This window comes from Sphingomonas bisphenolicum, assembly GCF_024349785.1.
Taxonomy (GTDB): Bacteria; Pseudomonadota; Alphaproteobacteria; order Sphingomonadales; family Sphingomonadaceae; genus Sphingobium; species Sphingobium bisphenolicum.
In genome coordinates, this window is the sequence record NZ_AP018817.1 from 1728052 (window position 1) to 1752497 (window position 24446).

27 protein-coding genes are annotated in these 24446 nt (G+C 64.8%); 18 read left to right on the plus strand and 9 right to left on the minus strand.

Features of this window, described 5'->3' with window-relative positions; translation table 11 throughout:
- Position 1: 1 nt before the first annotated feature.
- The 9 genes from frr to rpmE all read left to right on the plus strand — a co-directional run bounded on the left by frr (position 2) and on the right by rpmE (position 8681).
- Positions 2-559, plus strand: a complete 558-nt coding sequence (gene frr, locus SBA_RS08615; RefSeq protein WP_224547561.1) for a ribosome recycling factor — start codon at positions 2-4, stop codon at positions 557-559.
- 43 nt (positions 560-602) lie between these two features.
- Positions 603-1343 carry a polyprenyl diphosphate synthase gene (gene uppS, locus SBA_RS08620; protein WP_261936557.1) on the plus strand — a complete coding sequence of 247 codons (741 nt, stop codon included), beginning with the start codon at positions 603-605 and terminating at the stop codon, positions 1341-1343.
- A 6-nt stretch (positions 1344-1349) separates the two neighbouring features.
- Positions 1350-2129, plus strand: coding sequence for a phosphatidate cytidylyltransferase (locus SBA_RS08625; protein WP_261936558.1), 780 nt, complete (start codon positions 1350-1352; stop codon positions 2127-2129).
- Positions 2126-3283 carry a 1-deoxy-D-xylulose-5-phosphate reductoisomerase gene (locus tag SBA_RS08630; RefSeq protein WP_261936559.1) on the plus strand — a complete coding sequence of 386 codons (1158 nt, stop codon included), beginning with the start codon at positions 2126-2128 and terminating at the stop codon, positions 3281-3283. The genes SBA_RS08625 and SBA_RS08630 overlap by 4 nt, the downstream gene beginning before the upstream one ends.
- Entirely contained in the window at positions 3280-4413 is a 1134-nt protein-coding gene (gene rseP / locus SBA_RS08635; RefSeq protein ID WP_261936560.1) for an RIP metalloprotease RseP, read from the plus strand. Before SBA_RS08630 ends, rseP begins: the two co-directional genes overlap by 4 nt.
- An 88-nt stretch (positions 4414-4501) precedes the next feature.
- Complete coding sequence (gene bamA, locus SBA_RS08640) at positions 4502-7183, plus strand: outer membrane protein assembly factor BamA (RefSeq protein WP_261936561.1); 2682 nt, start codon at positions 4502-4504, stop codon at positions 7181-7183.
- A complete protein-coding gene (locus SBA_RS08645; RefSeq protein ID WP_224547551.1) occupies positions 7183-7842 on the plus strand; it encodes an OmpH family outer membrane protein in 660 nt (219 codons plus the stop codon). Before bamA ends, SBA_RS08645 begins: the two co-directional genes overlap by 1 nt.
- A 5-nt stretch (positions 7843-7847) precedes the next feature.
- On the plus strand, positions 7848-8324 hold the full coding sequence (fabZ, locus tag SBA_RS08650; RefSeq protein WP_066603792.1) for a 3-hydroxyacyl-ACP dehydratase FabZ: 477 nt from the start codon (positions 7848-7850) through the stop codon (positions 8322-8324).
- 132 nt (positions 8325-8456) lie between these two features.
- Positions 8457-8681 carry a 50S ribosomal protein L31 gene (rpmE, locus tag SBA_RS08655; RefSeq protein WP_007709952.1) on the plus strand — a complete coding sequence of 75 codons (225 nt, stop codon included), beginning with the start codon at positions 8457-8459 and terminating at the stop codon, positions 8679-8681.
- 449 nt (positions 8682-9130) lie between these two features.
- Here rpmE and aroB read toward each other — a convergent pair whose 3' ends face one another.
- Complete coding sequence (gene aroB, locus SBA_RS08660; protein WP_261936562.1) at positions 9131-10240, minus strand: 3-dehydroquinate synthase; 1110 nt, start codon at positions 10238-10240, stop codon at positions 9131-9133.
- Complete coding sequence (locus tag SBA_RS08665) at positions 10231-10779, minus strand: shikimate kinase (protein WP_261936563.1); 549 nt, start codon at positions 10777-10779, stop codon at positions 10231-10233. The genes aroB and SBA_RS08665 overlap by 10 nt, the downstream gene beginning before the upstream one ends.
- 95 nt (positions 10780-10874) lie before the next feature.
- Between SBA_RS08665 and SBA_RS08670 the strand changes: the two genes are divergently transcribed.
- From SBA_RS08670 to SBA_RS08690, 5 genes are all read left to right on the plus strand, one after another.
- Positions 10875-11063 carry a hypothetical protein gene (locus tag SBA_RS08670; protein ID WP_224547543.1) on the plus strand — a complete coding sequence of 63 codons (189 nt, stop codon included), beginning with the start codon at positions 10875-10877 and terminating at the stop codon, positions 11061-11063.
- A 5-nt stretch (positions 11064-11068) separates the two neighbouring features.
- Positions 11069-12892, plus strand: a complete 1824-nt coding sequence (locus tag SBA_RS08675) for a hypothetical protein (RefSeq protein WP_261936564.1) — start codon at positions 11069-11071, stop codon at positions 12890-12892.
- Positions 12893-12894: 2 nt separating this feature from the next.
- On the plus strand, positions 12895-13842 hold the full coding sequence (locus SBA_RS08680; protein ID WP_390902411.1) for a tyrosine recombinase: 948 nt from the start codon (positions 12895-12897) through the stop codon (positions 13840-13842).
- Positions 13843-13852: 10 nt separating this feature from the next.
- A complete protein-coding gene (locus tag SBA_RS08685) occupies positions 13853-14797 on the plus strand; it encodes an acetyl-CoA carboxylase carboxyltransferase subunit alpha (protein WP_261936566.1) in 945 nt (314 codons plus the stop codon).
- A 161-nt stretch (positions 14798-14958) separates the two neighbouring features.
- Positions 14959-16443, plus strand: a complete 1485-nt coding sequence (locus SBA_RS08690) for a M48 family metalloprotease (protein ID WP_261936567.1) — start codon at positions 14959-14961, stop codon at positions 16441-16443.
- A gap of 65 nt (positions 16444-16508) precedes the next feature.
- Here SBA_RS08690 and SBA_RS08695 read toward each other — a convergent pair whose 3' ends face one another.
- Positions 16509-16670 (minus strand): Flp family type IVb pilin, encoded by a 162-nt coding sequence (locus SBA_RS08695; RefSeq protein WP_056687935.1) that lies wholly within the window; start codon positions 16668-16670, stop codon positions 16509-16511.
- A 141-nt stretch (positions 16671-16811) separates the two neighbouring features.
- Positions 16812-16997, minus strand: a complete 186-nt coding sequence (locus SBA_RS08700; protein WP_224547533.1) for a Flp family type IVb pilin — start codon at positions 16995-16997, stop codon at positions 16812-16814.
- Positions 16998-17079: 82 nt separating this feature from the next.
- Between SBA_RS08700 and SBA_RS08705 the strand changes: the two genes are divergently transcribed.
- Positions 17080-17487 carry a (deoxy)nucleoside triphosphate pyrophosphohydrolase gene (locus tag SBA_RS08705; protein WP_224547532.1) on the plus strand — a complete coding sequence of 136 codons (408 nt, stop codon included), beginning with the start codon at positions 17080-17082 and terminating at the stop codon, positions 17485-17487.
- Positions 17488-17548: 61 nt separating this feature from the next.
- On the opposite strand, the gene bfr is transcribed toward SBA_RS08705, so the two are convergent.
- The 3 genes from bfr to SBA_RS08720 all read right to left on the minus strand — a co-directional run bounded on the left by bfr (position 17549) and on the right by SBA_RS08720 (position 19648).
- Complete coding sequence (gene bfr / locus SBA_RS08710) at positions 17549-18028, minus strand: bacterioferritin (RefSeq protein ID WP_224547531.1); 480 nt, start codon at positions 18026-18028, stop codon at positions 17549-17551.
- Positions 18029-18176: 148 nt separating this feature from the next.
- Complete coding sequence (locus SBA_RS08715; protein ID WP_066603762.1) at positions 18177-18347, minus strand: (2Fe-2S)-binding protein; 171 nt, start codon at positions 18345-18347, stop codon at positions 18177-18179.
- A 59-nt stretch (positions 18348-18406) separates the two neighbouring features.
- Positions 18407-19648: a DUF418 domain-containing protein gene (locus tag SBA_RS08720; RefSeq protein ID WP_261936568.1), complete on the minus strand. Its 1242-nt coding sequence runs from the start codon at positions 19646-19648 to the stop codon at positions 18407-18409.
- A gap of 60 nt (positions 19649-19708) precedes the next feature.
- On the opposite strand from SBA_RS08720, the gene SBA_RS08725 reads away from it, so the two are divergent.
- Both SBA_RS08725 and SBA_RS08730 read left to right on the plus strand, forming a co-directional pair.
- Entirely contained in the window at positions 19709-20488 is a 780-nt protein-coding gene (locus SBA_RS08725) for a methyltransferase domain-containing protein (protein ID WP_224547529.1), read from the plus strand.
- A 37-nt stretch (positions 20489-20525) separates the two neighbouring features.
- Positions 20526-21062, plus strand: coding sequence for a GNAT family N-acetyltransferase (locus SBA_RS08730; protein WP_261936569.1), 537 nt, complete (start codon positions 20526-20528; stop codon positions 21060-21062).
- A gap of 33 nt (positions 21063-21095) precedes the next feature.
- On the opposite strand, the gene purL is transcribed toward SBA_RS08730, so the two are convergent.
- Positions 21096-23318 (minus strand): phosphoribosylformylglycinamidine synthase subunit PurL, encoded by a 2223-nt coding sequence (gene purL, locus SBA_RS08735; RefSeq protein WP_261936570.1) that lies wholly within the window; start codon positions 23316-23318, stop codon positions 21096-21098.
- Positions 23319-23637: 319 nt separating this feature from the next.
- Here purL and SBA_RS08740 point away from each other — a divergent pair, with 319 nt between their 5' ends.
- Entirely contained in the window at positions 23638-23793 is a 156-nt protein-coding gene (locus SBA_RS08740; RefSeq protein WP_261936571.1) for a hypothetical protein, read from the plus strand.
- Between the two features lie 75 nt (positions 23794-23868).
- Here the strand turns inward: SBA_RS08740 and SBA_RS08745 are convergent, their stop codons facing one another.
- A complete protein-coding gene (locus SBA_RS08745; RefSeq protein ID WP_261936572.1) occupies positions 23869-24249 on the minus strand; it encodes a hypothetical protein in 381 nt (126 codons plus the stop codon).
- Between the last annotated feature and the right edge of the window lie 197 nt (positions 24250-24446).

Genomic DNA, 24446 nt, shown 5'->3' on the forward strand with positions numbered 1-24446 from the left:
CATGGCCCAATATGACAAGTCCGACCTTGAACGCCGCATGGCCGGCGCGATCGAAGCGCTGCGCGGCGACCTGACCGGCCTGCGCACCGGGCGCGCCAATGTCCAGTTGCTCGATCCGGTGATGGTCACCGTCTATGGCGCGAACATGCCGCTGAACCAGGTCGCGACCGTGTCCGCGCCGGAACCGCGCATGCTGTCGGTCCAGGTATGGGACAAGATGAATGTCGGCCCTTGCGACAAGGCGATTCGGTCGGCGGGCCTGGGCCTCAACCCCATCGTTGACGGGCAGACGCTGCGCCTGCCGATCCCCGACCTGACCGAGGAACGGCGCAAGGAACTGGCCAAGCTCGCCAGCAAATATGCCGAAGGCGCGCGCATCGCGGTGCGTAATGTCCGCCGCGACGGCATGGATAGCCTGAAGGCCGACGAGAAGAAGGGCGAAATCAGCGAGGACGAGCGCAAGCGCAAGGAGACCGAGGTCCAGAAACTGACAGACGGCGTCATCGCGGATATCGACGCGCTGGCGACATCGAAGGAAAAGGAAATCCTCGGCCAGTAAGCCGGGGCTTTCCTTTCGCGGCCAAAGCACGCATGTCTTCCTGATGGCCACACAAGCCAAGCCCGATCTGACCAGCGTCGCGCCTGCCCATGGCGCGCGTCATGTCGCGATTATCATGGACGGCAATGGCCGCTGGGCCAAGAAACGGCTGCTGCCGCGTGTCGCGGGGCATCGGGCGGGCGTGGAGGCGGTGCGCCGGGTGGCGCGGGCGGCGCAGGAACTGGGGCTGGAATGCCTGACGCTCTACGCCTTTTCGTCCGAAAACTGGAAGCGGCCGGCGAGCGAAGTCGCGGACCTGATGGGGCTGCTGCGACATTTCATCCAGTCCGACATCGATGAAATGCACGCCAATGGCGTGCGATTGCGGGTGATCGGCAATTATCGCGCGCTGGAGCCGTCGCTGGTCGACCTGATCGAGGGGGCGATGGTGCGCACGGCGGGCAATGGCGGGCCGATCATCGCGATCGCGCTCAATTATGGCGCGCAGGACGAGATGGTGCAGGCGGTGCAGGCGCTGGCGGCGCGGGCAGCCCGTGGCGACATCGCACCGCACGACATCGGTGCGGCGGATATCGATCGCGCGCTCTACACCGCCGACCTGCCGCCGCTGGACCTGTTAGTGCGCACGTCGGGCGAACAGCGGTTGAGCAATTTCATGCTGTGGCAGGCGGCCTATGCCGAGCTGTATTTCACCGACATGCTGTGGCCCGATTTCGACGGCCGGGCATTGGCCGCGGCGCTGGACGCTTTCCGATTGAGGGACCGCCGGTTCGGCGGATTGTGATCTGACATGAGTAGCGAATTGCGGACCCGCAGTATCGTGGGCGTCGCGCTGATCGCGGTGGCGCTGGGCGCGCTGCTGGCGGGCGGCCTCATCTTCTGGACGCTGCTGGTGGTGGCGGGCGTGCTGATGCAGGGCGAATGGGGCAACCTGACCGGGGCGACCCAGGAGCAGCGAAAGGCCGCGATGTTCGCCGTATCGATCCCGCTGGCGCTGTTATGCCCGCTCGCGGCGGGAATCGACTGGCCGGTGCTGATCGCCGGGGCGGCCGCCTTCTTCTTCGTGCTGTTCACCAGTCGCAGCCTGAAGCTGGCGCTGGGCATCGTCTATATCTGTCTGCCGATCGTGGCTTTGCTGTTCCTGCGCGGGCAGGTGCCCTATGCGTTCGGGCTGCTGCTGGCTTTCTGGACGTTGGGGCTGGTGTGGGCGACCGATATCGGCGCCTATTTCGCCGGCCGGTCGATCGGCGGGCCGAAGCTGGCGCCGCGGGTCAGCCCGTCCAAGACCTGGGCGGGGCTGGCAGGGGGCGTGCTGGCCGCGCTGGTGCTGGGCTTCCTGCTGCATCGCTTTGCCGATCTGCCGATCCAGCTGGCGGCGGCGAGCGGCGTGCTGGCGGTGGCGGCGCAGTTGGGCGACTTGCTGGAAAGCCATATGAAGCGCCGGGCGGGGGTGAAGGATAGCGGCACGCTGCTGCCCGGCCATGGCGGGGTGATGGACCGGCTGGACGGGGTGGCGACCGCTGCGCCGCTGGCGGCCTTGCTCTATATCCTGCTGGGGCAGGGCGGATGAAGCGGGTTTCGATCTTTGGCGCGACCGGGTCGGTCGGTCTGTCGACGCTGGACCTGATCCGGCGGGAGCCGGATGCCTATGCGGTCGTGGCGCTGACCGCGAACAGCGATGTGGACAGTTTGGCGGCCTTGGCGCGCGAGACGGGCGCGCAGATGGCGGTGATCGGGCAAGAGCGGCTTTACGGCGCTTTGAAGGATGCGCTGGCCGGGTCCGGCATAGAAGCGGCGGCGGGCGAGGCAGCGCTGGTCGAGGCGGCGCAGGCGGACGCGGACTGGACCATGGCGGCGATCGTGGGCTGCGCCGGGCTGCGGCCTACCATGGCGGCGCTGAAGGCCGGGCGGACGGTGGCGCTGGCGAACAAGGAATCGCTGGTGTCCGCGGGCGGGCTGATGATGGAGGCCGCGGCGGCGTCCGGGGCCACCTTGCTGCCGGTCGACAGCGAGCATAATGCTATTTTCCAGTGCCTTGCCGGCAGCAGTTTGGACGATGTGGCAAGGATCACCCTGACCGCGAGCGGCGGGCCGTTCCGTACCCGCAGCCGGGCGGAGATGGCCGATATCACCCCGGCGCAGGCGGTGGCGCATCCCAACTGGTCGATGGGCGCCAAGATCAGCGTCGACAGCGCGACGATGATGAACAAAGGGCTGGAACTGATCGAGGCGGCGCATCTTTTTCCCGTCGGCCTCGACCGGATCGAGATTCTCGTCCACCCGCAATCGGTGATTCACTCGATGGTCGAATATCGCGACCGGTCGACGCTGGCGCAGCTTGGATCGCCCGACATGCGCATTCCGATCGCCCACGCGCTGGCGTGGCCGCAGCGGATCGCGACGCCGTGTCAGCCGCTGGACCTGGCGCGCATTGGCAGGCTCGATTTCGAAGCGCCTGATATGGAACGCTTTCCGGCATTGCGCTTGGCGCGGGCGGCGGCAGAGGTGGGCGGGGCGACGCCGGCCATATTGAACGCCGCCAATGAGGTGGCGGTCGCCGCTTTCCTGGCGGGGCGGATCGGCTTCCTTGATATCGCCATGATTGTAGAGGATGTGTTGAACCGTTATAGCGCGGCCAGCCCCTCTGCGATCGACGATGTGCTGGCGGCGGACGGACAGGCGCGTGAAGAAGCGGGCCTAGTGATGGAAAGATTGACGGCTTGATCCACAATCCCGGTTTCCTGTTGACCGTGCTGGCCTTCGTGGCGGTCATCGGACCGCTCGTCTTCGTTCACGAGCTGGGCCATTATCTGGTCGGGCGCTGGTGCGGGGTGAGGGCGGAGGCGTTCTCGATCGGCTTCGGGCCGGAGCTGTTCGCCTGGGTCGACAAGCGCGGCACCCGCTGGCGCGTCGCGGCGTTGCCATTGGGCGGCTATGTCCGCTTCAAGGGCGACATGAACGCGGCGAGCATGACCGATCCGGCCTGGCTGGAAATGTCGGCCAAGGACCGGGCGGAAAGCTTCCCCGCCAAGCCGCTGTGGCAGCGGGCGGCGATCGTCGCGGCCGGGCCGGCGATCAATTTCCTGTTCGCAATCCTCATTCTGGCGACCTTCGCCTTCGTCCATGGGGAAAGCCGCACGCCGGCGGTGGCGGGCGTCGTCCAGCCGGGCAGCGCGGCGGCGGCGGCGGGCCTGAAGGCCGGCGACCGGATCGTGTCGCTGGGCGGGCGCGAGATGGCGACCTTCGACGATATCCGCCTCTATGCGCAGATTCGCCCCGGCGAGCCGGTGGCGATGGTGATCGAGCGCGACGGCAAGACCTTCGCGCGCGACGGCAAGATCGGCAGCGTCACAGAGGATGACGGTTTCGGCAACAAGTTTCAGATCGGCCGTTTGGGTCTGGCGCCCGGCGATCCGGTGATCGAGCCGGTAAGTCTGCTGCGCGCGCCCGTCGTCGCGGTCGAGCGCACCGGACAGATCGTGCGCACGATGGTCGAGACGATGGGCCAGATCTTCACTGGCGGCCGTTCGGTTAAGGAACTGGGCGGGCCATTGAAGATCGCGCAGGTTTCCGGGCAAGCGGCGACGCTGGGCATCGAAAGCTTCATCTTCTTCGCCGCGCTCATCTCGATTAACTTGGGGTTCATCAACCTCTTGCCAATTCCCATGCTGGATGGCGGGCATCTGCTCTTTTACGGGATCGAGGCGGTGCAGCGGCGCCCGGTTAGCGCGCAGGCGCAGGAATGGGCCTATCGGTCCGGTCTGGCGGTGCTGATGGCGATGATGCTGCTGGTGACTTTCAACGATTTGTCGTCTTTCGGGCTTTGGAAGAGCCTGTCCGGCTTGATCGGTTGACGCGCATCGGGCAGGGAAGCCCGGTTTGGCGTCGTCTGTGTCGGCGGAAACATTGTATCGGAATTTTGAGGTGAAGCGGGTGACAGCGATGAAGAGCAGCTTGAGGCAGCGCCCGGTCGTGGCCGCCCTGTTGGCGACGACCATGATCGCAGGACTGCCCGCAGTCCCCGCGATGGCGCAGCAGGCGTCCGCGCCCGCCGCCCCGCTGGCGGCGCCGGCATCCACCCCGGCCCCGGTCGTGGCCGCGCCGCAGGGCACGATCCGCGCGATCACCGTCACCGGCACGCAGCGGCTGGAGCCGGACACGGTCCTGTCCTACACCAAGCTTCGCATCGGCCAGCCCTACAGCCAGGAAAGCCTGGATCAGGGCCTGCGCGACCTGTACGAGACGGAGCTGTTCGCCGACGTCCAGATCCGCAACGACAATGGCAATCTCACCGTCGAGGTGAAGGAAAACCCGGTCATCAACCGTATCGTCCTGGAAGGTAATAAGCGCCTCAAGGAAGACAAGATCCGGCCGGAAATCAAACTGGCCCCGCGCCAGATTTACACCCGGTCCAAGGTGCGTGCCGACGTCGCCCGCATCGTCGAGCTGTATCGCCGGCAGGGCCGCTTCGCTGCGACGATCGAGCCGAAAATGGTCCAACTGGACCAGAATCGCGTCGACATCGTGTTCGAGATTTCGGAAGGGCCCAAGTCCAAGGTCCGCCAGATCAACATTATCGGCAACGACAAGTTCAAGGACGGCGAACTGCGCAGCCAGATGGTGACCAAGCAGTCGCGCTGGTTCCGCCTGTTTTCGTCGGGCACCAGCTATGATCCCGATCGCCTGGCTTATGACCAGCAGAAGCTGCGCCAATTCTACCTGACCGAAGGCTATGCCGATTTCCGCGTGATTTCCGCCGTGGCGGAGCTGACGCCGGACAAGCAGGACTTCATCATCACCTATGTGGTGGAAGAAGGCGACCGCTACAAATTCGGCGACGTGAAGGTCGAATCCGACATTCGCGACCTGTCGGGCGACCTGCTGACCAAGCGCCTGCCGATGAAGAAGGGCGACTGGTACAACGCCAAGCAGGTCGAGGATACGGTCGATACGCTGAGCGAGACGGCCGGCCTGTTCGGCTATGCCTTTGCGGACGTGTCGCCCGATTTCAACCGCGAGAAGGAATCGCTAACGATGGGGATCAACTTCCGCATCGCCAACGCCCCGCGCGTCTATGTCGAGCGGGTCGACATCAACGGCAATACGCTGACGCAGGACAAGGTCGTGCGCCGCGAGTTCCGCCTGGCCGAAGGCGACGCCTTCAACAGCTTCCTGGTGAAGCGGTCGAAGGACCGGATCAATTCGCTTGGCTTCTTCCAGGAGAAGCTGGACGTCGAGCAGAAGCCCGGTTCCGCGCCCGACCGCATCATCCTTGAAACCAATGTGCAGGAAAAATCGACCGGCGAATTGTCGCTGTCGGCGGGTTTCTCGTCGCTGGAACGCTTCATCGTGTCGGCGTCGATCACCCAGCGCAACTTTCGCGGCAAGGGCCAGGAACTGCGCACCTCGGTCAATTATTCGGCCTATAGCAAGTCGGTCGAGGTCGGGTTCACCGAACCCTATTTCATGGACAAGAATATCGCGCTGGGCGGCGACATCTATCGTCGTGACCTCAACAGCTTCCGCTATCTGTCCAACAATGATCGTGACACCACCTACGAACAGACGACCACCGGCTTCCAGATCCGGGCGGGCGTGCCGATCACCGAATATATGTCGCTGGCGCTGCGCTACAGCCTCAATTTCGACGATGTGACGCTCGACAAGGCCACCTATTATTCGGACACGGACGGCGATGGCGACACCGAGTGCGATCCGCTGCTGGGTGGACGTTATCTATGCGATGCGATCGGTAAGCGTACCACCTCATCGCTCGGCTATTCGCTGATCTACGACACGCGCGACAACCGCATCCGCGCAACCCGCGGTCAGAATGTCACGTTGAGCCAGGATTTCGCCGGCCTTGGCGGTGACGTGAAATATGTTCGCACCCGCTTGTCCGCGTCCAAATATATACCCTTAGGCGGCGGCTTCATCTTCTCGCTGACCGGAGAAGGCGGCTATATTCACAGCCTGGAAGGCGAGCGTCGGGATTCGACCGGAGAGCTGGTCGACAAGGTGCGTCTGACCGATCGCTTCTTCCTGGGTGAACCGCAGTTCCGCGGCTTCGACATTCGTGGCGTTGGCCCGCGTGTTGTTCGCCGTTATTACACCACGACCGTGAGCAACGGGACGGTCACCGGAACGGAGACGACCGGCAATAACAACCGGACCGATGACGCGCTGGGTGGTAAGATTTACTATCTTGCGCGAGCTGAGGTCGAAATTCCGTTGGGGTCGGGTGCGCGCGAAATGGGTTTGCGTCCGTCGATCTTCATGGATGCGGGCGCGGTTGCCGGCCTGAAGAATCCGGGTCTGATCAACGGAAATGGACAGTTTGCCGGTTATTGTTCCGCCACTGGTCTGACGACTATCAAGGCCACGGGAACGGCTGCCAATCCCATCTGCCCTACCAATTATGTGACGGGGCAGGATTTTGCCGTGGGTAACGGTTTCGTGGAAGAATATCTCGGCGACACGCTCAAGCCGCGTCTGTCGGTGGGCTTTGGCGTCAACTGGAACTCGCCCTTCGGCCCGTTCCGGATCGACATCGCCAAGGCCCTGTTGAAAGAACCAGGGGACGACAACAAGCTCATTACCTTCAACGTAGGGACTCAATTCTGATGAAGACGATTTTCAAGGCCGCGGCGCTCGTTTTCGCGCCCATGACCGCTATTGCGCTGACTGCCGTTCCGGCCGTCGCCCAGACCAAGCAGGGTCTGGCCGTGGTCGACCTGGAGGAAGCCGTCGCCAAGAGCGCGGCCTTCACTACGGCGATCAGCCAGATGCAGACCACCTACAAGCCGCAGATCGACGCGCTGAACGTGCGCCGCACCGCGATCGAAACCGATCTCAAGACCAAGGGCGACGCGCTGCAGGCTGCTTTGAAGGCCGCCGGCAACAAGCCGACCCCGGCGATTGAGACCCAGTATCAGCAATATCAGCAGGCACAGCAGAACGGCCAGGCCGAATTGCAGCGCATGGGCCAGCCGATCGGCCTGGCGCGCGCCTATGTCGAGGAACAGATCGTCGCCAAGCTGGACGACGCGCTGAAGGCCGCGACGGCGAAGACCAAGTCGGAAATCGTGTTCAAGAAGGCGGCGACCGAAAGCTTCGGCGCTGGCGCGGACATCACCCCCGCGGTCATCACCGAGCTGAACGCGCTGGTCCCCAGCGCTTCGATCACCCCGCCGGCCGGCTGGCAGCCCGGTGGCCGTCAGGGTCAGCCGGCAGCCGCCGCGCCCGCCCCGGCGACCCCGGCGCAGGCGCCCAAGTCGCGCTGATAAGAATGACGGGAGAGGTTGAAACGACCGCGCGTGGCCCGATGGATGTCCGTCGGGTCATGGCCGCGCTGCCGCATCGTTACCCGATGCTGCTGATCGATCGTGTGGTGACGCTGGTGCCCAGCCAGTCGATCCACGCGATCAAGGCGGTGTCGGTAAACGAGCCCTTTTTCCAGGGCCATTTCCCCACCCGGCCGATCATGCCCGGCGTGCTGATCGTGGAAGCGATGGCGCAGGCGGCGGGCGTGCTGGCGGTGGAATCGATGAACCTGGCCGATTCGGGCAAGCTCGTCTATTTCATGAGCATCGACGGCGCCAAGTTCCGCACGCCGGTAGAGCCGGGCTGCCTGCTCGACCTGCATGTGGAAGTGACGCAGAACCGTGGCGCCATCTGCAAGTTCAGCGGCAAGGCGATGATCGAGGGCAAGCTGGCGGCGGAAGCCAATTTCGTTGCGATGATCAGCGATCCGCCCAAGGATTGATTACGCCCAGCGCCCCGGTTCGCGCCGGGGCTTTATTCTTGCCAAGGCGCGCCGAACCCGCTAACGGCGCGCCTTCGCTATTTTACACGCATCCACAGCCGGTCGGAACCGGCACATTACGGAGCATATGCCATGAAGGCCGATACCCACCCCGATTACCATCTGATCACCGTCCAGATGACCGACGGCACCACCTTCCAGACGCGCTCCACCTGGGGCAAGGAAGGCGACACCATGGCGCTCGACATCGATCCCAAGTCGCATCCGGCCTGGACCGGCGGTAACCGCCAGCTCGACACCGGCGGCCAGGTGGCGCGCTTCAACAAGCGTTTCGGCGGCCTGACGCTGAAGAAGTAATCGGCCTGTCAAGGTCGAACGAAAGGGCGCCTGTGGGCGCCCTTTTTTGTGTCCGCGCGGATCGGGAGCGGCGGGCGGACAAAAAAAGGCCTCCAGCTAAAAGCTGGAGGCCGAGGTTCAGGGGAGGATCAGCGGCGACAGAAGGGGGGCTCTGTATGGGGGCCGCTGACAAGGACGGGTTTAGGCGTCGAATGATGCAGGCGAATGTCAGGGATGTTGCCGGGGGCGGGGCGGGTGAAATCTTTGGGCAGGGAGGTCTGCTACCGACCAGAGGTGGACATTGGCCGACCCTGGCAATCCGTTGGCCCCTGAGCGAAGTCGAAGGGCATTGCTGAGCGGAGGCGAAGCATTTGACCTCGCTCCGCTCGGCAGAGGGCTTCGACTTCGCTCAGCCCGAACGGATTTCTTATGTCCGCAATCCACCCATTACAGCGCCAAAATCATTGATCTTAGGCCGTCGCGCGATCCTCGTCCAAAAACGCCGCCACGTCGTCCAGCACCACGTCCTTTGACAGGAAGGTCTGGCCGATGCCGCGGGCGAGGAGGAAGGGGAGGGTGCCCGCCGCCATTTTCTTGTCATGCAGCATGTGGCCGACCAGTTCCGCGCCGCCCGCCCGCACATGGGCGGTGGCGAGGTCGTGGGGGAGGCCGACGGCCCTGAGATGCGCGGTGACGCGGTCGGCATCGGCCTGCGAACAGAGGCCCAGGCGCGCGGAATAGCGGAAGGCGAGCGCCATGCCGGCCGCGACGCCCTCGCCATGGAGCAAGGTATCGGAAAAGCCGGTATCGGCCTCCAGCGCATGGCCGAATGTGTGGCCGAGGTTCAACAGGGCGCGACGGCCCGAGGTTTCGCGCTCGTCATCGGCGACGATCGCGGCCTTGGCCTGCACGCTTCGGGTGATGGCGATGGTGCGGGCGTCCGGGTCGCCGGCCAGCAGCGCCTGGGCGTTGGCGTGGCACCAGTCGAAGAAATCGGGGTCGTCGATCAGGCCATATTTGACGACTTCGGCATAGCCGGCGCGGGTTTCGCGGGGTGGCAGGCTGTCGAGCGTCGAGGGATCGATCAGGACGAGGGCGGGCTGGTAGAAGGCGCCGATCAGATTCTTGCCGGCCTTGGCATTGATCGCCGTTTTGCCGCCGACCGACGAATCGACCTGGGCCAGCAGGGTGGTGGGCACCTGGATGAAGTGGCAGCCGCGCTTGAGGATCGAGGCGGCGAAGCCGACCAGGTCGCCGATGACGCCGCCGCCGAGCGCCACGATATGGTCGCCGCGTTCGATCTCCAGGGCCAGCAGCGCGTCGAGCAGTTGCTCCAGATGGCGCCAGCTCTTGGTCTGTTCGCCCGGCGGCAGGATGATCGGTTCGACCGCGATGTTTGCGGCGCGCAGGCTGGCGTCGAGGCGCGGCAGTTGCGCGGCCGCGACATTGGCGTCGGTGACGACGACCAGCCGGCCCTTGCGCGCATAGGGCGCGAGCAGCTCGCCGGCACGGTCGAGCGCGCCCTGTTCGATCACGATATCATAGCTGCGCGCACCCAGCGCGACGCGGACTAATGCCATGCGGTCAATTGCTCCATGATGCGTTCGACGGCGACTTCATGCGGGGCGGCGATGCTCTTCACATGAATGGGCGCGAGCGCGTAGATCGGGTTGCGCACCGCGGCCAGTTCCGTCAGCACGACGCGCGGGTCGCGATTCTTGAGCAGCGGGCGGCTTTCGCGGCGGGCCACGCGGTCGACCAATATGTCGATATCGGCGTCCAGCCAGATGGCGGTGGCGACCTCCAGGATCAGGCGGCGGGTGTCATCCTGCATGAAGGCGCCGCCGCCGGTGGCGATCACCTTGGGCGCGCCGTCCATCAGCCGGGCGATGACGCGGCGTTCGCCGTCGCGGAAATAGGATTCGCCATAACGTTCGAAAATCTCCGCCACGGACATGCCGGCGGCCTTCTCGATTTCTTCGTCCGCATCGACGAAGCTGAGGCCCAGACGCGCGGCAAGGCGGCGGCCGACCGTGGATTTGCCCACGCCCATCATGCCCACCAGGACGATGGGACCGCGCCGGGCCTGGCTCTGCGGGATTTTGCTGTTTCGCTGCATGGCTTGCGGGGCTATACAGCCAGCCGTCACAGAGGCAAATCGCATCTTTCTTTGTCGCCCGGCCTTCAACGCCCGGCCAGCTAAGCCAAGGACCTATGAAGAATAATCGCAACTTCAGCAGTTTCGAGGGCGGCTCGCGTCGTCGCGGCTCCAGCCTGCCGATCATCCCCATCGCCCTGGCCGTGCTGGTCGTCGCCCTGTTGGCCTTTTTCTGGTCGCGCGGAGGCGAGCAGCCGCAGCAGCGGGTCGAGAAGGTTATCCCCGCCGAGAAGCTGGGCCAGTAAGGCGGATGCGCTGGCCGCGCGCTAATATGAAATGGGCGGTGGGCAGCTTCGCGCTCGCCCTGACTCTGCCTGTCGTCGCGCAGCAGGCGCCCGAATCGCTGCTGCCGCCCGGTTTCGGCGATGCGCCCGAAACGCCTGCGCCGCCGCCGGTGCGGCCGACGCCCGGTGCGCCTACGGTGTCAGGCGCGCCAGCGGCGCCCATGGTGCAGCCGCTCAACCCCGCGACGCCGCCCGACCTGTCGCTGGCGCAGGCGACGCAGAACGCCGCCGAGGCCGAACTGACGCCCGAAGAGCTGGCAGCGCAGAAGGCGAAATATGACCTGCCCGACACGGCGCGACGGTCGCTGGATCGCATTGGCCCCCTGACGCCGCAGACGCGCGGGTTCGAGCCGGATGCCTTCGGCGGCGAATCGGGCAAATATCTGGCTGCGCTGATGAAGGAGACGCACGCGCCGATCGTGTCGCGCTGGGCCTCCATCCTGCTGCGCCGGACATTGCTCAGCGCGGTGAATACGCCGCGCGACATCGACGGGGCGGACTGGGCGGCGGAGCGCGCCTGGCTGCTGCTGCGCATGGGCGAGGCGGACAATGCCAGGCTGATGGTCCAGAGCGTCGATCCCGACCGCTATTCGCCGCGCCTCTATGCGATCGCGATGCAGACCTATCTGGCGACGGCCGATCCGGCGGGGCTGTGCCCGCTGTCAGCCGGGGCGCTGCGGTTCAGCAAGGAGCCGGGCTGGGACATGACGCGGGCGATCTGCCCGGCGCTGTCGGGCGACCAGGGGACGTCGAGCGGCGCGCTCAACCAGGCGCAGCGCAAGGGCGTGGTGCGCGGCATCGATTATCGGCTCGCCGAAAAGGTGGTCGGCACGGGGTTCAACGCGCGCCGTTCGGTCAAGATCGAATGGGACGGCGTGGATCGGCTTACGGCGTGGCGATTCGGGTTGGCGACGGCGCTGAACGTCGAGATACCTGACGCATTATATGGCACGGTCGGGTCGCATGTCCGCGCATGGGAAGCGCGCGCGCCGGCGTTGAGCGCGGTCAAGCGGCGGCCGGGCGTGGATATCGCGGCGCGTCTGGGCGTGCTGTCGAGCGCGGCGCTGGTCGGCTTCTATGGCCAGATGGGCACTGACGGCGATGCGCCCGCGGATGCCGCCGACCGGATCGATTCGCTGCGCACCGCTTATGCCGGATCGACCGTGGGCGACCGGATCGGCGCGATGCGGACATGGTGGCAGGATAGCGCGAAGCCCGATTATCTGGGCCTGATCGCGACGGCGCGGGCCGCCGCGGCGCTGCCGGTGGCCCAGGCCGATGCGCAGGATGCGGCCAATCTGGTCGCGGCGATGCTCGCGGCCGGATACGACCGCAACGCCGCGCGCTGGGCGCGGGCGATCGGGCAGCTGGACGGCGCGGGCACATCGCAATTCTGGGCCTTGCTGGCAGTCGGCGCGCCGAGTCCGGTGGTGGATATCAACAGCGGCCGGGTGTCGAGCTATGTCGGCGACGTCGGGGCCGAGAAGGGACGGATGCTGATCGCGGCGTTGGCCGGTCTGTCGCGCTTGTCGGCCGATGATGCCGCGTCGCTGGCGCAGGATAATGGCTTCGCATTGGGCGCGAACAGCCGCTGGGCGCGCGCGATCGGCGCGGCGGCGCAGCGGGGCGAGAAGGGCACCGTGGCGTTGCTGGCGGCGGTCGGTATGCAGGGCAATGACTGGAGCCGCCTGCCGGCCGGGCATCTCTATCATGTCGTGGCTGCGTTGCACCGCGTCGGGCTGGACCCCGAAGCGCGGATGATCGCGGCCGAGGCGATCAGTCGCACCTGAATATGGGACAGGATGACGTGGGACAGGGTGACGCTGGCCTGATCGACCGCTTTCTGGAGATGATGGCGGCGGAGCGGGGCGCGTCGCGCAATACTTTGCTCGCCTATCGCGCCGATTTGACGGGCGCGGGCGACCTGCTGGGCGGGCTGGCAGGCGCGGGCAAGGATGGACTGGGGACGCTGGCGGCGGCCTGGGCCGATCTCGCCGCATCGTCTGTGGCGCGCAAAGTGTCGGCGCTGCGGGCCTTCTACGCCTTTCTGGAGGAGGAGGGGCTGCGCGCCGACAATCCGTCCGCTGCGCTGCCGCGGCCGACGACGCGCCGGGCGCTGCCCAAGATATTGTCGGTGGCGGAGGTGGATCGCTTCTTCGCGCATATCGCCGAGCGACTGGACATCGAGCATCCCGCGCCGGCGGACCTGCGGCTCGCGGCCTTGATCGAACTGCTCTACGGGTCGGGGTTGCGGGCGACCGAATTGATGTCGCTGCCGCGCCGGGCGCTGGCGGCGGATCGGCCCTTCCTGATCCTGAAGGGCAAGGGCGCGCGCGAGCGGCTGGTGCCGATTTCCGACCGGGCGCGGGCCGCCGTCACCGCCTGGCTCCCGCATGTGCCGGCAGATAGCGCGTGGCTGTTCCCGTCGGGCAAGAGCCATTTGAGCCGCATTCGCCTCTATCAGTTGGTCAAGGCGCTGGCGGCGGCCAGCGGCATCGCACCGGAACGGGTCAGCCCGCATGTGCTGCGGCATGCGTTCGCCACCCATTTGCTGGAAGGCGGGGCCGATCTGCGCGCGTTGCAGATGATGCTGGGCCATGCCGATATCGGCACCACGCAAATCTACACCCATGTCGACAGCCGGCGGCTGGTCGAACTGGTCAACAGCCGCCACCCGCTGGCGGGCATGACGCCCAGGATCGCGCATCCGCGCGTTGACGGCGACGCGCCAGCGCCTTAACGCACGGGCCATGGTAAGCTTTCTGGAATTCGAAAAGCCGATCGCGGAGCTGGAAGCGCGCATCGTCGAACTGCGCGCCACCGCCAGCGTGGGGGACATCAACATCGACGACGAGATCGCGACGCTGGAAAGCCGCGCGGCCAAACTGTTGTCGGATACATATGCCAAGCTGACGCCCTGGCAGAAGACGCAGGTGGCGCGGCACGCCGAACGCCCGCACTTCAAGGACTATGTCGCGGGCATGTTCGACAATTTCATGCCGCTGGCCGGCGACCGCGCCTTTGCCGACGATCAGGCGATCATCGGCGGTTTCGCGACGCTGGGCGAGCGCAAGGTCATGGTCATCGGCCATGAAAAGGGCGACGATACGGCGAGCCGCGTGCGCCACAATTTCGGCATGGCCAAGCCCGAAGGCTATCGCAAGGCGATCCGCCTGATGGAACTGGCCGATCGCTTCGGCCTGCCGGTGGTGAGCCTGGTCGATACGTCGGGCGCTTTCCCCGGCGTGCAGGCGGAAGAACGCGGCCAGGCGGAAGCCATCGCCCGGTCGACCGAGGCCTGTCTGAAGCTGGGCGTGCCGATGGTCGCCGCAGTGGTGGGCGAAGGCGGATCGGGCGGCGCGATTGCGCTGGCGGCCGCCAATCGCGTGCTGATGTTCGAACATGCGGTCTATTCGGTGATCTCGCCTGAAGGCTGCGCCTCTATCCTGTGGCGCACCGCCGACAAGGCGAGCGATGCGGCGACCGCGATGCAGGTGACGGCGCAGCATCTCAAAGGGCTGGGCGTAATCGACCGGATCGTCCCCGAGCCGATGGGCGGCGCCCATCGCGAGCCGGTACAGGCGATCGCCAGCCTGGGCGCGGCGATCGAGGCGGAACTGGAGTCGCTCGACGGGCTGAGCGCCGACGCGCTGCGCACCGATCGCGCCGACAAATTTCTCGCGATCGGGGCTTGAGCGCGCCAGCCTGAACTTTCGTCATTGCGAGCGCAGTGAAGCAGCCCATGGTGCGCGCGATGACGGATCGATTGCGCGTCCGAAGGCCTAACCTCTCGCTTTTTGCGGAACGGCGCGCCATTTTCCTCGTTACGTATAAGTAACGTCGAGGGTGGAGAGTTATGAACTGGAAGATGAAGCTGGGCTGTGCGAGCGGCGTGCTGGCGGTAGCTGTCAGCGCACCCGCGGTGATCGGGCAGCAACGGGCGATTCGCACCGTGTCGTCGATCAGCGCGCAGGACAAGGCCACCGGCGCCAAGCAGCATCCTGAACTGTTGAAGGAATTTGGCGGCGCCTATGTGGGGCCGCAGGCCAAATATGTGGAAGGGGTCGGGCGTCGCATCGCGGTGCAGTCGGGCCTGTCCAATGCGCAGGGCGATTTTACCGTCACCTTGCTCAATTCGCCGGTGAACAACGCTTTCGCGATCCCCGGCGGCTATGTCTACGTCACCCGCCAGTTGATGGCGCTGATGAACGACGAAGCCGAACTTGCCGGCGTGCTGGGCCATGAGGTTGGCCATGTCGCGGCCCAGCATGGCCAGCGCCGGCAGAAGGCGGCGCAGCGCAATGCAATCGGCGGTGCGCTGCTGGGCGCGTTGGCGGGGGCGCTGCTGGGCGATTCGGGCTTTTCGGGGCTGATCCAGAAAGGGATTGGCACGGGCAGCCAGTTACTGACGCTCAAATTTTCCCGCAGCCAGGAATATGAGGCCGACGATCTGGGAATCCGCTACCTGGCGACGGGCGGTTATGATCCACGCGCCCTGTCGGGAATGCTGGCGTCGCTGGCGGCGCAGAGCAATCTCGACGCGCGGGTGGCGGGCAGCGCACGCTCTATGCCCGAATGGGCGAGCACCCATCCCGATCCCGGCGCGCGTGTGCAACGGGCCGCCAACGCCGCCGCGGCGACTCGTGCCACCAGCACGGTGCGCAACCGAGATGCCTTCCTCAATGCGCTCGACGGCGTGCTGTATGGCGATGATCCCAAGCAAGGGGTGATCGACGGCAATCGCTTCCGCCATCCCGACCTGCGGCTGAGCTTCGCCGCGCCGAGCGGGTTCGGCATGGAAAATGGCGCGGATGCGGTGTCGATCACCGGGTCGGGCGGGCAGGCGCAATTTGGCGCGGCCCCCTATTCGGGCAATCTGGCCGCCTATATCGACAGCGTGTTCGCGAAGCTGGGTGGGGGTGAAGGGGCAGGTGGCGTGCCCGCGGGCGAGGTCAGTCGCACGACCGTCAACGGAATCGCGGCCGCCTATCGCACCGTGCGGGCGACCAGCCAGTCGAGCCAGGTCGATGCGACCGTGTTCGCCTATGATTTCGGCGGCGGAAAAGCCTATCATTTCCTGTTGCTGACGCCGGCAGGGCAGGGGATCGGCCCCTTCACCGCGATGGTGCAGTCGGTCCAGCGGCTGAGCGCGCAGGAAGCGGCGGCAATCAAGCCGCGCCGCGTCGATGTCGTCACCGTCAAGGCGGGCGACACCGTGCAATCCCTGGCCAAGCGCATGGCCTATTCGGACTATCAGCTCGACCGGTTCCTGACCATCAACGCGCTGAACGCCAATGCCGCGCTGCGACCGGGCCAGCGGGTGAAGATCGTCACCTGGTAAGCGCGCGAACGAAAAGGGGCGGCGGAATCGCTTCCGCCGCCCCCTGTTCCGACAAGCGTCTGGGCTTACTTCAGGTTGCCCGAAACGTTGTTGAAGGTCGAACCCAGCTTGGTGCCCAGGCTGGTCATCGCGCCGATGGCGGCGACGGCGATCAGAGCGGCGATCAGGCCGTATTCGATCGCGGTGGCACCCTTTTCATTCTTCAGCATCTTACGGATGAACTGCATGTGACGTCTCCCTAGAAATAGATTTCAGCGTTTAACTACCCGGCCGCCCCGCATGGATATTTGTGGTCAGCAAGGATGGGATTAGACGAGGTCGGTTGAAAAACTATTAATGCGGTAAAAGTGACTGTCAGATAATGATGGTTAATATTTTGTTACTTCCGTCGCGACGTTATTCCACATGCCGGTGGTCTTGTTCGCAACGTTGTTGAGGGCGGCAATCATGGCCAGAACGATCATGGCGATGATGAGCCCATATTCGACGGCGGTAGCGCCGCGCTCGCACCGGAACAGGCCCAGTCGGGCAAGCATTTCGACAAGCGCGCGCATAGAATCCCCGTTTCGCTACAGACAGTCCCCGATCAACATGTAAAGGAAGCAGGGTTAACAAAGCCCTCCCGACTGGACCGATATGCCCTCTTTTTCTCCCCTGCTGGTGGTTGCCGTAGCGTTAGTCGACGCCGATGGCAGGGTGCTGTTGCAACAGCGCCCGCCCGGCAAGGCGATGGCCGACCTGTGGGAATTTCCCGGTGGGAAGGTGGAGCCGGGCGAAACGCCCGAAGCTGCGCTGGTGCGCGAGCTTGAGGAGGAGTTGGGGATCGAAACCCATGCCAGTTGCCTGGCCCCTGCGACCTTCGCCAGCGAGGCTCTGGGCGAGAAGCATCTGCTGCTGCTCCTCTATGTCTGTCGCAAGTGGAAAGGGATGCCGGAGGCGCGTCACGCGACGGCCCTGCAATGGCTGCGACCGGCGCAAATGTATGCGCTGGACATGCCGCCCGCGGACTTGCCGCTGATTGGCCTGCTCGAAGCGCTGCTATGATGCAAAAGGGGCGCCCCATACAGGACGCCCCTTTTTCACAAGCGCGTGCAGATCGGAACGATCAGTCTTCCTTCGCCTTGCTCTGCAACTGGACATAATTCTGGATGCCCATGCGCTCGATCATTTCGAACTGGGTTTCCAGCGTATCGACATGCTCTTCCTCGCTTTCGAGGATATATTGGAACAGGTCGCGGCTGACGAAATCCTTGATCGATTCGCAATAGGCGATCGCTTCGCGCAGGACGGGCAGCGCCTCATATTCCAGTTCGAGGTCGGCCTTGAGGATTTCCTCGACCGTTTCGCCGATCTTCAACCGGCCGAGCAGCTGGAAGTTGGGCAGGCCATCCAGGAAGAGGATGCGCTCCGCAACCTTGTCCGCATGCTTCATCTCGTCGATGGATTCGGCATATTCGAACTTGGCGAGCTTCTCGATGCCCCAATGATTGAGAACGCGATAGTGAAGAAAATACTGGTTGATCGCGGTCAGCTCATTCTTGAGCACCTCGTTCAGATACTCGATGACTTTCAGATCGCCTTTCATGGCGCTTTACTCCGGCAATGGGGGGACGCCGGCTATATATCGTTTAGGACGTGCGCTGTTAAGCTGAAAACCCTTGGGAATCAGGGGTTTTTTCGTGCGCTATTGCGTGGAGATCGCGATTGCCGACTGAGGCTCATTCGCAATGTTTTCAAGCCGAGGCGCGTTCCGCGGCGATGATGGTGCGCGCGAAGGAGACGCACTGGCCGCATTTGGGGCGGCGACCATATTGGGCATAGGCGCTGCAGGGCGTGTCCGCCCCGTTGCGCGCGGCTTCCCGCAGATCTTTTTCACGAATCGCATTACAAACGCAGACGACCATCGAAGACACTCTCCTGATGCAGGGGAGATAGCGTGTCTGATAATGGGTCGCAATAGTAATCAATCGCTTTTGCGAATCTTTTGCGGCCGGCCGTTGACCAGGCTGCGCCAGAGCCATTCGGCCGGACCCAGGGCGAATCGCGCCGAATAGGCTTTCGACCAGGCGAGCATCAGTGTCCAGCCGCCCAGCACGAACAGCGGGAGCGCCGCCGGCGGCACCTGCGCGAAGAGGCCGAGCCCCCAACCGTAGAAGAGCGCGGTCATGACGAGGCTGGTGGCGAGATAGTTGCTGAGCGCCAGCCGTCCGGCTGCGGCGAGGCGATCGACCAGCCAATGGCTGCGGTGGCGCGCCAGCAGCCAGAGAATGAGTGCGGCCCAGCCGACCGTCAGCGGGATACGGAAAGGCAGCGACCAGGCGAGCGCGACGCCATAGGCGGGCAACGGAGCGAAGCCGCTCCAGGCCACCCACAGCGCCAGTGCGGCCATGGGTGGCAGGCCGATGAGGAAGCAATGGCGGGCGGTGCGGCGATATTGCTCCGCGTCCCAGCGGCCGGTGAGAAAACCACCCTTGAGCATCGCCATCCCCAGCAGCATGAAGCCCATGGTTTCGAAGGCGGTGAACAGGAAACCCCAGAGCCATTCGCCCGGCACGTCGGCCAGCTTGTGCTGGACGATGGTTGGGAAGCCGCTGCGATAGGTGGCGATCTCCGCCTGGGTGCCGGGGCTGGCGGGATCGGACAGGGCGGTCATGAAGGCGGCATAGCCTTCGCGCAGTCCCGACTCCGCGCCGGGCGCCGCGGCGGCATGCCCCCAGGCGTAGAGGCTGGCGATGAAGGCGGCGACCAGCAGGAACTGGAGCAGGAAGAAGAGCAGGGCGCGCTTGACCAGGGCGAAGGGTTCGAGGCCGACGAAAAGCAGCGCGAACAGGCCGACCAGCGCATAGACGCGCAATATGTCACCCCACCAGAGCAGCAGGAAATGCGCGCAACCCAGAACGAACAGCCAGCCGGAGCGGATCATTTGCGCCCGGCGGCCGTCGCGCCCCGCCATCTCCTCCCGGTCGATCAGCAGCAGCATCGACGCGCCGAACAGCAAGGCGAACAGGCCGCGCATCTTGCCGTCGACCAGCAGCAGGCTGGTGGCCCAGACCGCGATGTCGGCGGCTGAAGGCGGGCCGGCCACCGCCGGGTTGAAATAGGCGTTTTGCGGCAGGGCGAAGGCGGTGATGTTCATCCACAATATGCCCAGCACGGCGCAACCGCGCAGCACGTCCATGGCGGGTATGCGGGAAGAGGCGGTCATGGGGCGGCGGTTCCTTGAAAGGACTGGTCAGGCAGTCGAGGCTCTGCCATGCGCCTAGCCATGAACGACCGCTCCAGGCAATGGCGCAAGCAACGAATAAGCGACGCATTCGGCGCGGCGGCGGCGCATTATGACGCCCATGCCGGGCCGCAGCGACTGGCCGCGACGCTGGTCGCCGACCTCGCCTATCGCCAGAAACCCGACGGAGCGGCGCGCATATTGGAGATCGGGTGTGGCACTGGATTCCTGACGCGCGACATCCAGGCGCGCTGGCCAGGTGCGGAACTGGTGGCGACCGACCTGTCGCCGGGCATGTTGGAGCAGGCGGCGTCGCACGGGCTGGTCGCGGGCCGGTTCATGACGATGGACGGGGAAGCGCCGCCGTTCGAGGGGCCATGGTTCGACCTGATCCTGTCCAGCCTGGCCTTCCAGTGGTTTGATGATCTGGATGGCGCGATCGCGCGGCTGGCGCGGCTGTTGCGGCCGGGCGGGAGCCTGATCTTCTCGACCATGGGGCAGGGCAGTTTCGCCCGCTGGCGCGCGGCGCATGATGCGTGCGAGCTGGTGGCGGGGGTGCCGGACTATCCCTCGCTGGGTGATTTGCGCCGTTTGCTGGCGAGCTATGACGACGCCTTCGCCTTCGACGAGGATTATGCGCTGGCGTGCGGCGGCGCGCGCGGGCTGATCGCGCACCTCAAGGGGATCGGCGCGGTGGTGCCGAGCGAAGGGCGCAAGCCGCTGACCCCGCGCGACCTGCGCCGGGTCATGGCCGCGTTTGAAGAGAGTGGCGGCGCGGACGCCTATCAGGTCTTGTTCGGACGGGTAACGCGCGGCGGGTGAGATTGTGCGGCGACCGGCAATATGCAATCCGATCGCCATGGCCGTTTCCTCTTTCACCATTCGCCCTGCCGTCCCGGATGACGTCGCTGCATTGTCCGCGCTCAAGCTGACGGCTTTCCGGGAGACTTTCCTTGACGGGTTCGCCATTCCCTATCCGCCAGCCGATCTCGCTCTGTTCGAAGCGTACAGTTATGGCCCGGCGACGGTAGCGGCGGAACTGGCCGATCCTGCGCATGCGACCTGGGTAGCGGAAACGGCGGACGGTCAATTGCTGGCCTATGCGCATGTCGGCCCGTGCAAATTGCCGCATCCGCAGGCGTCAGCGGCGCAGGGTGAACTCTACCAGCTTTATGCGATCAATGCGGCGCAGGGGCAGGGAATCGGGCGCGCACTGATGGATGTGGCGCTGGGCTGGCTGGAGGAGAGGATGCCGGGGCCGGTGTGGCTGGGCGTCTGGTCGGGCAATGACCGCGCGCAGGCCGTGTATGCGAAGCGCGGTTTCGTGAAGGTGGGCGATTATGGCTTTCGCGTCGGTGCATGGACCGACGCGGAATATATCTACCGCCGGGGATAGGATGGAGCGGGCGTTGCGCCCGCTCCTTGTCCTTTATAGTTCGCTGTCCATGAGGGCGGGGAAGAAGCCTTCATGGGCTTTACGTAAATCGGCTAGGGGGATGCTGTACCCCTTGTCGAAGGCGATAACAGTGCCACAGGTATAGCCGGCCTGAAGAAGGACAATATCTTCCTCTTCTGCGCGCTGACGAATAATCGCGGCATTTTCGTTGGTGGCGGTGACAATGTAGCGACCCTGATCTTCACCAAAGGCTTCGCCAGCAGTCTGCCCAAGAAGGCTGACGAAGCCGATGCCGCTGGCCAACGCCATTTCGGTTGCGGCGACCAGCGGGCCACCGTCCGATACGTCATGCACGGCGCTCGCCAGTCCGTCTGTGACGAGGCCGCGAACAAAGTCGGCATGTTTGCGTTCTTGCGCAAGATCGACCGAGGGAGCGTCGCCAGCTTCGCGGCCATGCACTTCGCGCAGCCAGATTGATTGGCCAAGATGGCTGCTCTTCCCACCGATCAGTATGAGTTGCTCGCCTGCATTCTTGAAAGCCACGGTCGCCATCACATCGACGTCGGTCAGCAGGCCGATGCCGCCGATCGCCGGGGTCGGCAGGATGGCCGAGCCACCACCGGTCGCCTTAGATTCATTGTAGAGCGAGACGTTGCCCGACACGATCGGGAAGTCGAGCGCGCGGCAGGCGTCGCCCATGCCTTCCAGGCAGCCGGTCAACTGCGCCATGATTTCGGGGCGCTGCGGGTTGGCGAAGTTGAGGCAGTTGGTGACGGCGAGCGGGGTCGCGCCGACGGCGGAGAGGTTGCGATAGCATTCCGCGATCGCCTGCTTGCCGCCTTCATAGGGGTCAGCATAGCAATAGCGCGGCGTGCAGTCGGTGCTGATCGCGATGCCCTTGTTGCTGCCATGGACACGCACGACCGCAGCATCGCCACCGGGGCGCTGGACGGTGTCGGCGCCGACCATATGGTCGTACTGTTCCCATATCCAGCGGCGGCTGGCGATGTCGGGGCTGCCCATCAGCGTGACGAGGTCCGCGCCGATGTCGGCGCTTTCGGCAATCTCGCCGAGCGGCTCGACCTTCGACCAGATCTTATACTCGTCCTTCGGCATGGAGGGACGGTCGTAGAGCGGCGCGTCGTCGGCCAGCGGGGCGAGCGGAATGTCGCACACCGTTTCGCCCTTGTGGATCAGGACCATGCGGCCGGTGTCGGTGACATGGCCGATGACGGCGAAATCGAGTTCCCACTTCTGGAAGATGGCTTCGGCGAAAGCCTCGCGGCCGGGCTTCAGCACCATCAACATGCGCTCCTGCGATTCGGAGAGCATCATTTCATAGGTGGTCATGCCGGTTTCACGCTGCGGCACATCGTCCATGTTGAGCTGGATGCCGACGCCGCCCTTCGACGCCATTTCGACGCTGGAGGAGGTGAGGCCGGCCGCGCCCATATCCTGAATGGCGACGATCGCGTCGGACGCCATCAGTTCCAGGCACGCTTCGATCAGCAGCTTTTCGGTGAAAGGGTCGCCGACCTGCACGGTCGGGCGCTTGGCGTCGGCGTCGTCGCCGAAGTCCGCGCTCGCCATAGTCGCGCCGTGGATGCCGTCGCGGCCGGTCTTCGACCCCACATAGACGATCGGGTTGCCGATGCCGCTGGCGGCGGAATAGAAAATCTTGTCGGTGTCGGCGACGCCTACGGTCATGGCGTTGACCAGGATATTGCCGTCATAGGCGGGGTGGAAATTCACCTCTCCGCCTATGGTCGGCACGCCGACGCAATTGCCGTAGCCGCCGATGCCGCGCACCACGCCGCTGATGAGGTGGCGCATCTTGGGATGATCGGGGCGGCCGAAGCGCAGCGCGTTCATGTTCGCGACCGGACGCGCGCCCATGGTGAAGACGTCGCGCAGGATGCCGCCGACGCCCGTCGCCGCGCCCTGATAGGGTTCGATATAGCTGGGGTGGTTGTGGCTCTCCATCTTGAAGATCGCCGCCTGCCCGTCGCCGATGTCGACCACGCCGGCATTTTCGCCGGGGCCGCAAATGACCTGCGGACCCTTGGTCGGCAGCTTCATCAGATGGATCTTGGAGCTTTTATACGAGCAATGCTCCGACCACATGACCGAGAATATGCCCAGTTCCGTCAGGTTCGGCTCGCGGCCGAGGGCGTTCAATACGCGGTCATATTCTTCCGGGCTGAGGCCATGTTCGGCGACGACTTCCGGGGTGATCTGGGGGACGGTGCTGGACATGAGCGCGCCTTTAGCGGGGGCGTGCGCGAATCACAATGGCGGCGTTCGGGGGAACGAGGAAAGGGTGTTCGGGAGTGAAGCGTGGCGATTCCTCGGCTGATCCTCTGGATGGGGAAATGCGCCACCTTCCCTCACCACGCCTTGGGCGTTAAGGAGGCTTTCGCGTCCGCAAAAGCTTCGGTCCGATCATGCCGTCCGGCATCTGTCCGATCGCCTTCTCGCTTCGTCCCTGCGCAAAGATTTCGTTAACGTTCGCGCTCGACATTTCCCAAACGGGGTGGCGATTCGACGGAGAGCGGGTGCCGCAGAGAGGTGCAGGATGAAGGGGAGTGACTTCTTCTATTTTTCCAGCCGTTGCCGCAAGCAGCGCATGATGGCGCTGGCGTCGAAATCGGAACGGGCCAAGGAAGCGCATCTGCGGCTGGCGAGCGCCTATGCCGATCGCGCCACGGTGGCGATGCTCAACGGTGAGTGAGAATGCCACCCCAAGAAAAAGGCCGGACCTTTAGGGGAGGTCCGGCCTGGTAGAGACAGATGGGAGGTGCCCGGTTCAGACGTGGCATGCCTGGGCGCTCTTGCCCGGAACGGTAATGGTCACGTCATTGCCCTGGCCGCTGACGGCAAAGCCTTCGGCGGTGAAGGGCTGGCCGGCTTCGGCCGCCTTCAGCGAGGTGGCCGTTCCGCCCTTTTCGGTGCGCAGCAGGGCGGTCTTGTCGTCGCTCATGAAGTCGACGAAGATCAGGCTGTTGTCCTTGCAGCGGTACTGCTTGTTGGCCTTGACCGACGGCGGCAGCTCGACGGGCGCGGCGTTGGCGAGCTGTGCCGCCATCGGATCGGCCGGGCCGCCCACGACTTCGGGTTCGTCATTCTTGTTACAAGCCGACAGCAAGGCAACGCTGGCGACGGCGATCAGGGGGAGATAATATTTCATAGCGATCCTTTTATGTGCATGTGCAACATGGTGCGTCAACGCAAAACTGTGATGTTCCCGCCATGTCCCCTGAAATGGCGTCATGACGATATCATGACGCCATGTTGATGAACGGCGGATTGCGGGGCGGTCGCGCACCGGTAGGCTATAATTGGCGGCCGCGGGCTTGACCGGGACCGAGGCGGCCGCCAATGCAA

Bases quoted from the DNA above. Each gene is read 5' to 3' on its own strand.
- frr (WP_224547561.1), top strand. From the start codon at position 2: ATGGCCCAATATGACAAGTCCGACCTTGAACGCCGCATGGCCGGCGCG.
- uppS (WP_261936557.1), top strand. From the start codon at position 603: ATGGCCACACAAGCCAAGCCCGATCTGACCAGCGTCGCGCCTGCCCAT.
- SBA_RS08625 (WP_261936558.1), top strand. From the start codon at position 1,350: ATGAGTAGCGAATTGCGGACCCGCAGTATCGTGGGCGTCGCGCTGATC.
- SBA_RS08630 (WP_261936559.1), top strand. From the start codon at position 2,126: ATGAAGCGGGTTTCGATCTTTGGCGCGACCGGGTCGGTCGGTCTGTCG.
- bamA (WP_261936561.1), top strand. From the start codon at position 4,502: ATGAAGAGCAGCTTGAGGCAGCGCCCGGTCGTGGCCGCCCTGTTGGCG.
- SBA_RS08645 (WP_224547551.1), top strand. From the start codon at position 7,183: ATGAAGACGATTTTCAAGGCCGCGGCGCTCGTTTTCGCGCCCATGACC.
- fabZ (WP_066603792.1), top strand. From the start codon at position 7,848: ATGACGGGAGAGGTTGAAACGACCGCGCGTGGCCCGATGGATGTCCGT.
- rpmE (WP_007709952.1), top strand. From the start codon at position 8,457: ATGAAGGCCGATACCCACCCCGATTACCATCTGATCACCGTCCAGATG.
- aroB (WP_261936562.1), bottom strand. From the start codon at position 10,240: ATGGCATTAGTCCGCGTCGCGCTGGGTGCGCGCAGCTATGATATCGTG.
- SBA_RS08665 (WP_261936563.1), bottom strand. From the start codon at position 10,779: ATGCAGCGAAACAGCAAAATCCCGCAGAGCCAGGCCCGGCGCGGTCCC.
- SBA_RS08670 (WP_224547543.1), top strand. From the start codon at position 10,875: ATGAAGAATAATCGCAACTTCAGCAGTTTCGAGGGCGGCTCGCGTCGT.
- SBA_RS08675 (WP_261936564.1), top strand. From the start codon at position 11,069: ATGCGCTGGCCGCGCGCTAATATGAAATGGGCGGTGGGCAGCTTCGCG.
- SBA_RS08680 (WP_390902411.1), top strand. From the start codon at position 12,895: ATGGGACAGGATGACGTGGGACAGGGTGACGCTGGCCTGATCGACCGC.
- SBA_RS08685 (WP_261936566.1), top strand. From the start codon at position 13,853: ATGGTAAGCTTTCTGGAATTCGAAAAGCCGATCGCGGAGCTGGAAGCG.
- SBA_RS08690 (WP_261936567.1), top strand. From the start codon at position 14,959: ATGAACTGGAAGATGAAGCTGGGCTGTGCGAGCGGCGTGCTGGCGGTA.
- SBA_RS08695 (WP_056687935.1), bottom strand. From the start codon at position 16,670: ATGCAGTTCATCCGTAAGATGCTGAAGAATGAAAAGGGTGCCACCGCG.
- SBA_RS08700 (WP_224547533.1), bottom strand. From the start codon at position 16,997: ATGCGCGCGCTTGTCGAAATGCTTGCCCGACTGGGCCTGTTCCGGTGC.
- SBA_RS08705 (WP_224547532.1), top strand. From the start codon at position 17,080: ATGCCCTCTTTTTCTCCCCTGCTGGTGGTTGCCGTAGCGTTAGTCGAC.
- bfr (WP_224547531.1), bottom strand. From the start codon at position 18,028: ATGAAAGGCGATCTGAAAGTCATCGAGTATCTGAACGAGGTGCTCAAG.
- SBA_RS08715 (WP_066603762.1), bottom strand. From the start codon at position 18,347: ATGGTCGTCTGCGTTTGTAATGCGATTCGTGAAAAAGATCTGCGGGAA.
- SBA_RS08720 (WP_261936568.1), bottom strand. From the start codon at position 19,648: ATGACCGCCTCTTCCCGCATACCCGCCATGGACGTGCTGCGCGGTTGC.
- SBA_RS08725 (WP_224547529.1), top strand. From the start codon at position 19,709: ATGAACGACCGCTCCAGGCAATGGCGCAAGCAACGAATAAGCGACGCA.
- SBA_RS08730 (WP_261936569.1), top strand. From the start codon at position 20,526: ATGGCCGTTTCCTCTTTCACCATTCGCCCTGCCGTCCCGGATGACGTC.
- purL (WP_261936570.1), bottom strand. From the start codon at position 23,318: ATGTCCAGCACCGTCCCCCAGATCACCCCGGAAGTCGTCGCCGAACAT.
- SBA_RS08740 (WP_261936571.1), top strand. From the start codon at position 23,638: ATGAAGGGGAGTGACTTCTTCTATTTTTCCAGCCGTTGCCGCAAGCAG.
- SBA_RS08745 (WP_261936572.1), bottom strand. From the start codon at position 24,249: ATGAAATATTATCTCCCCCTGATCGCCGTCGCCAGCGTTGCCTTGCTG.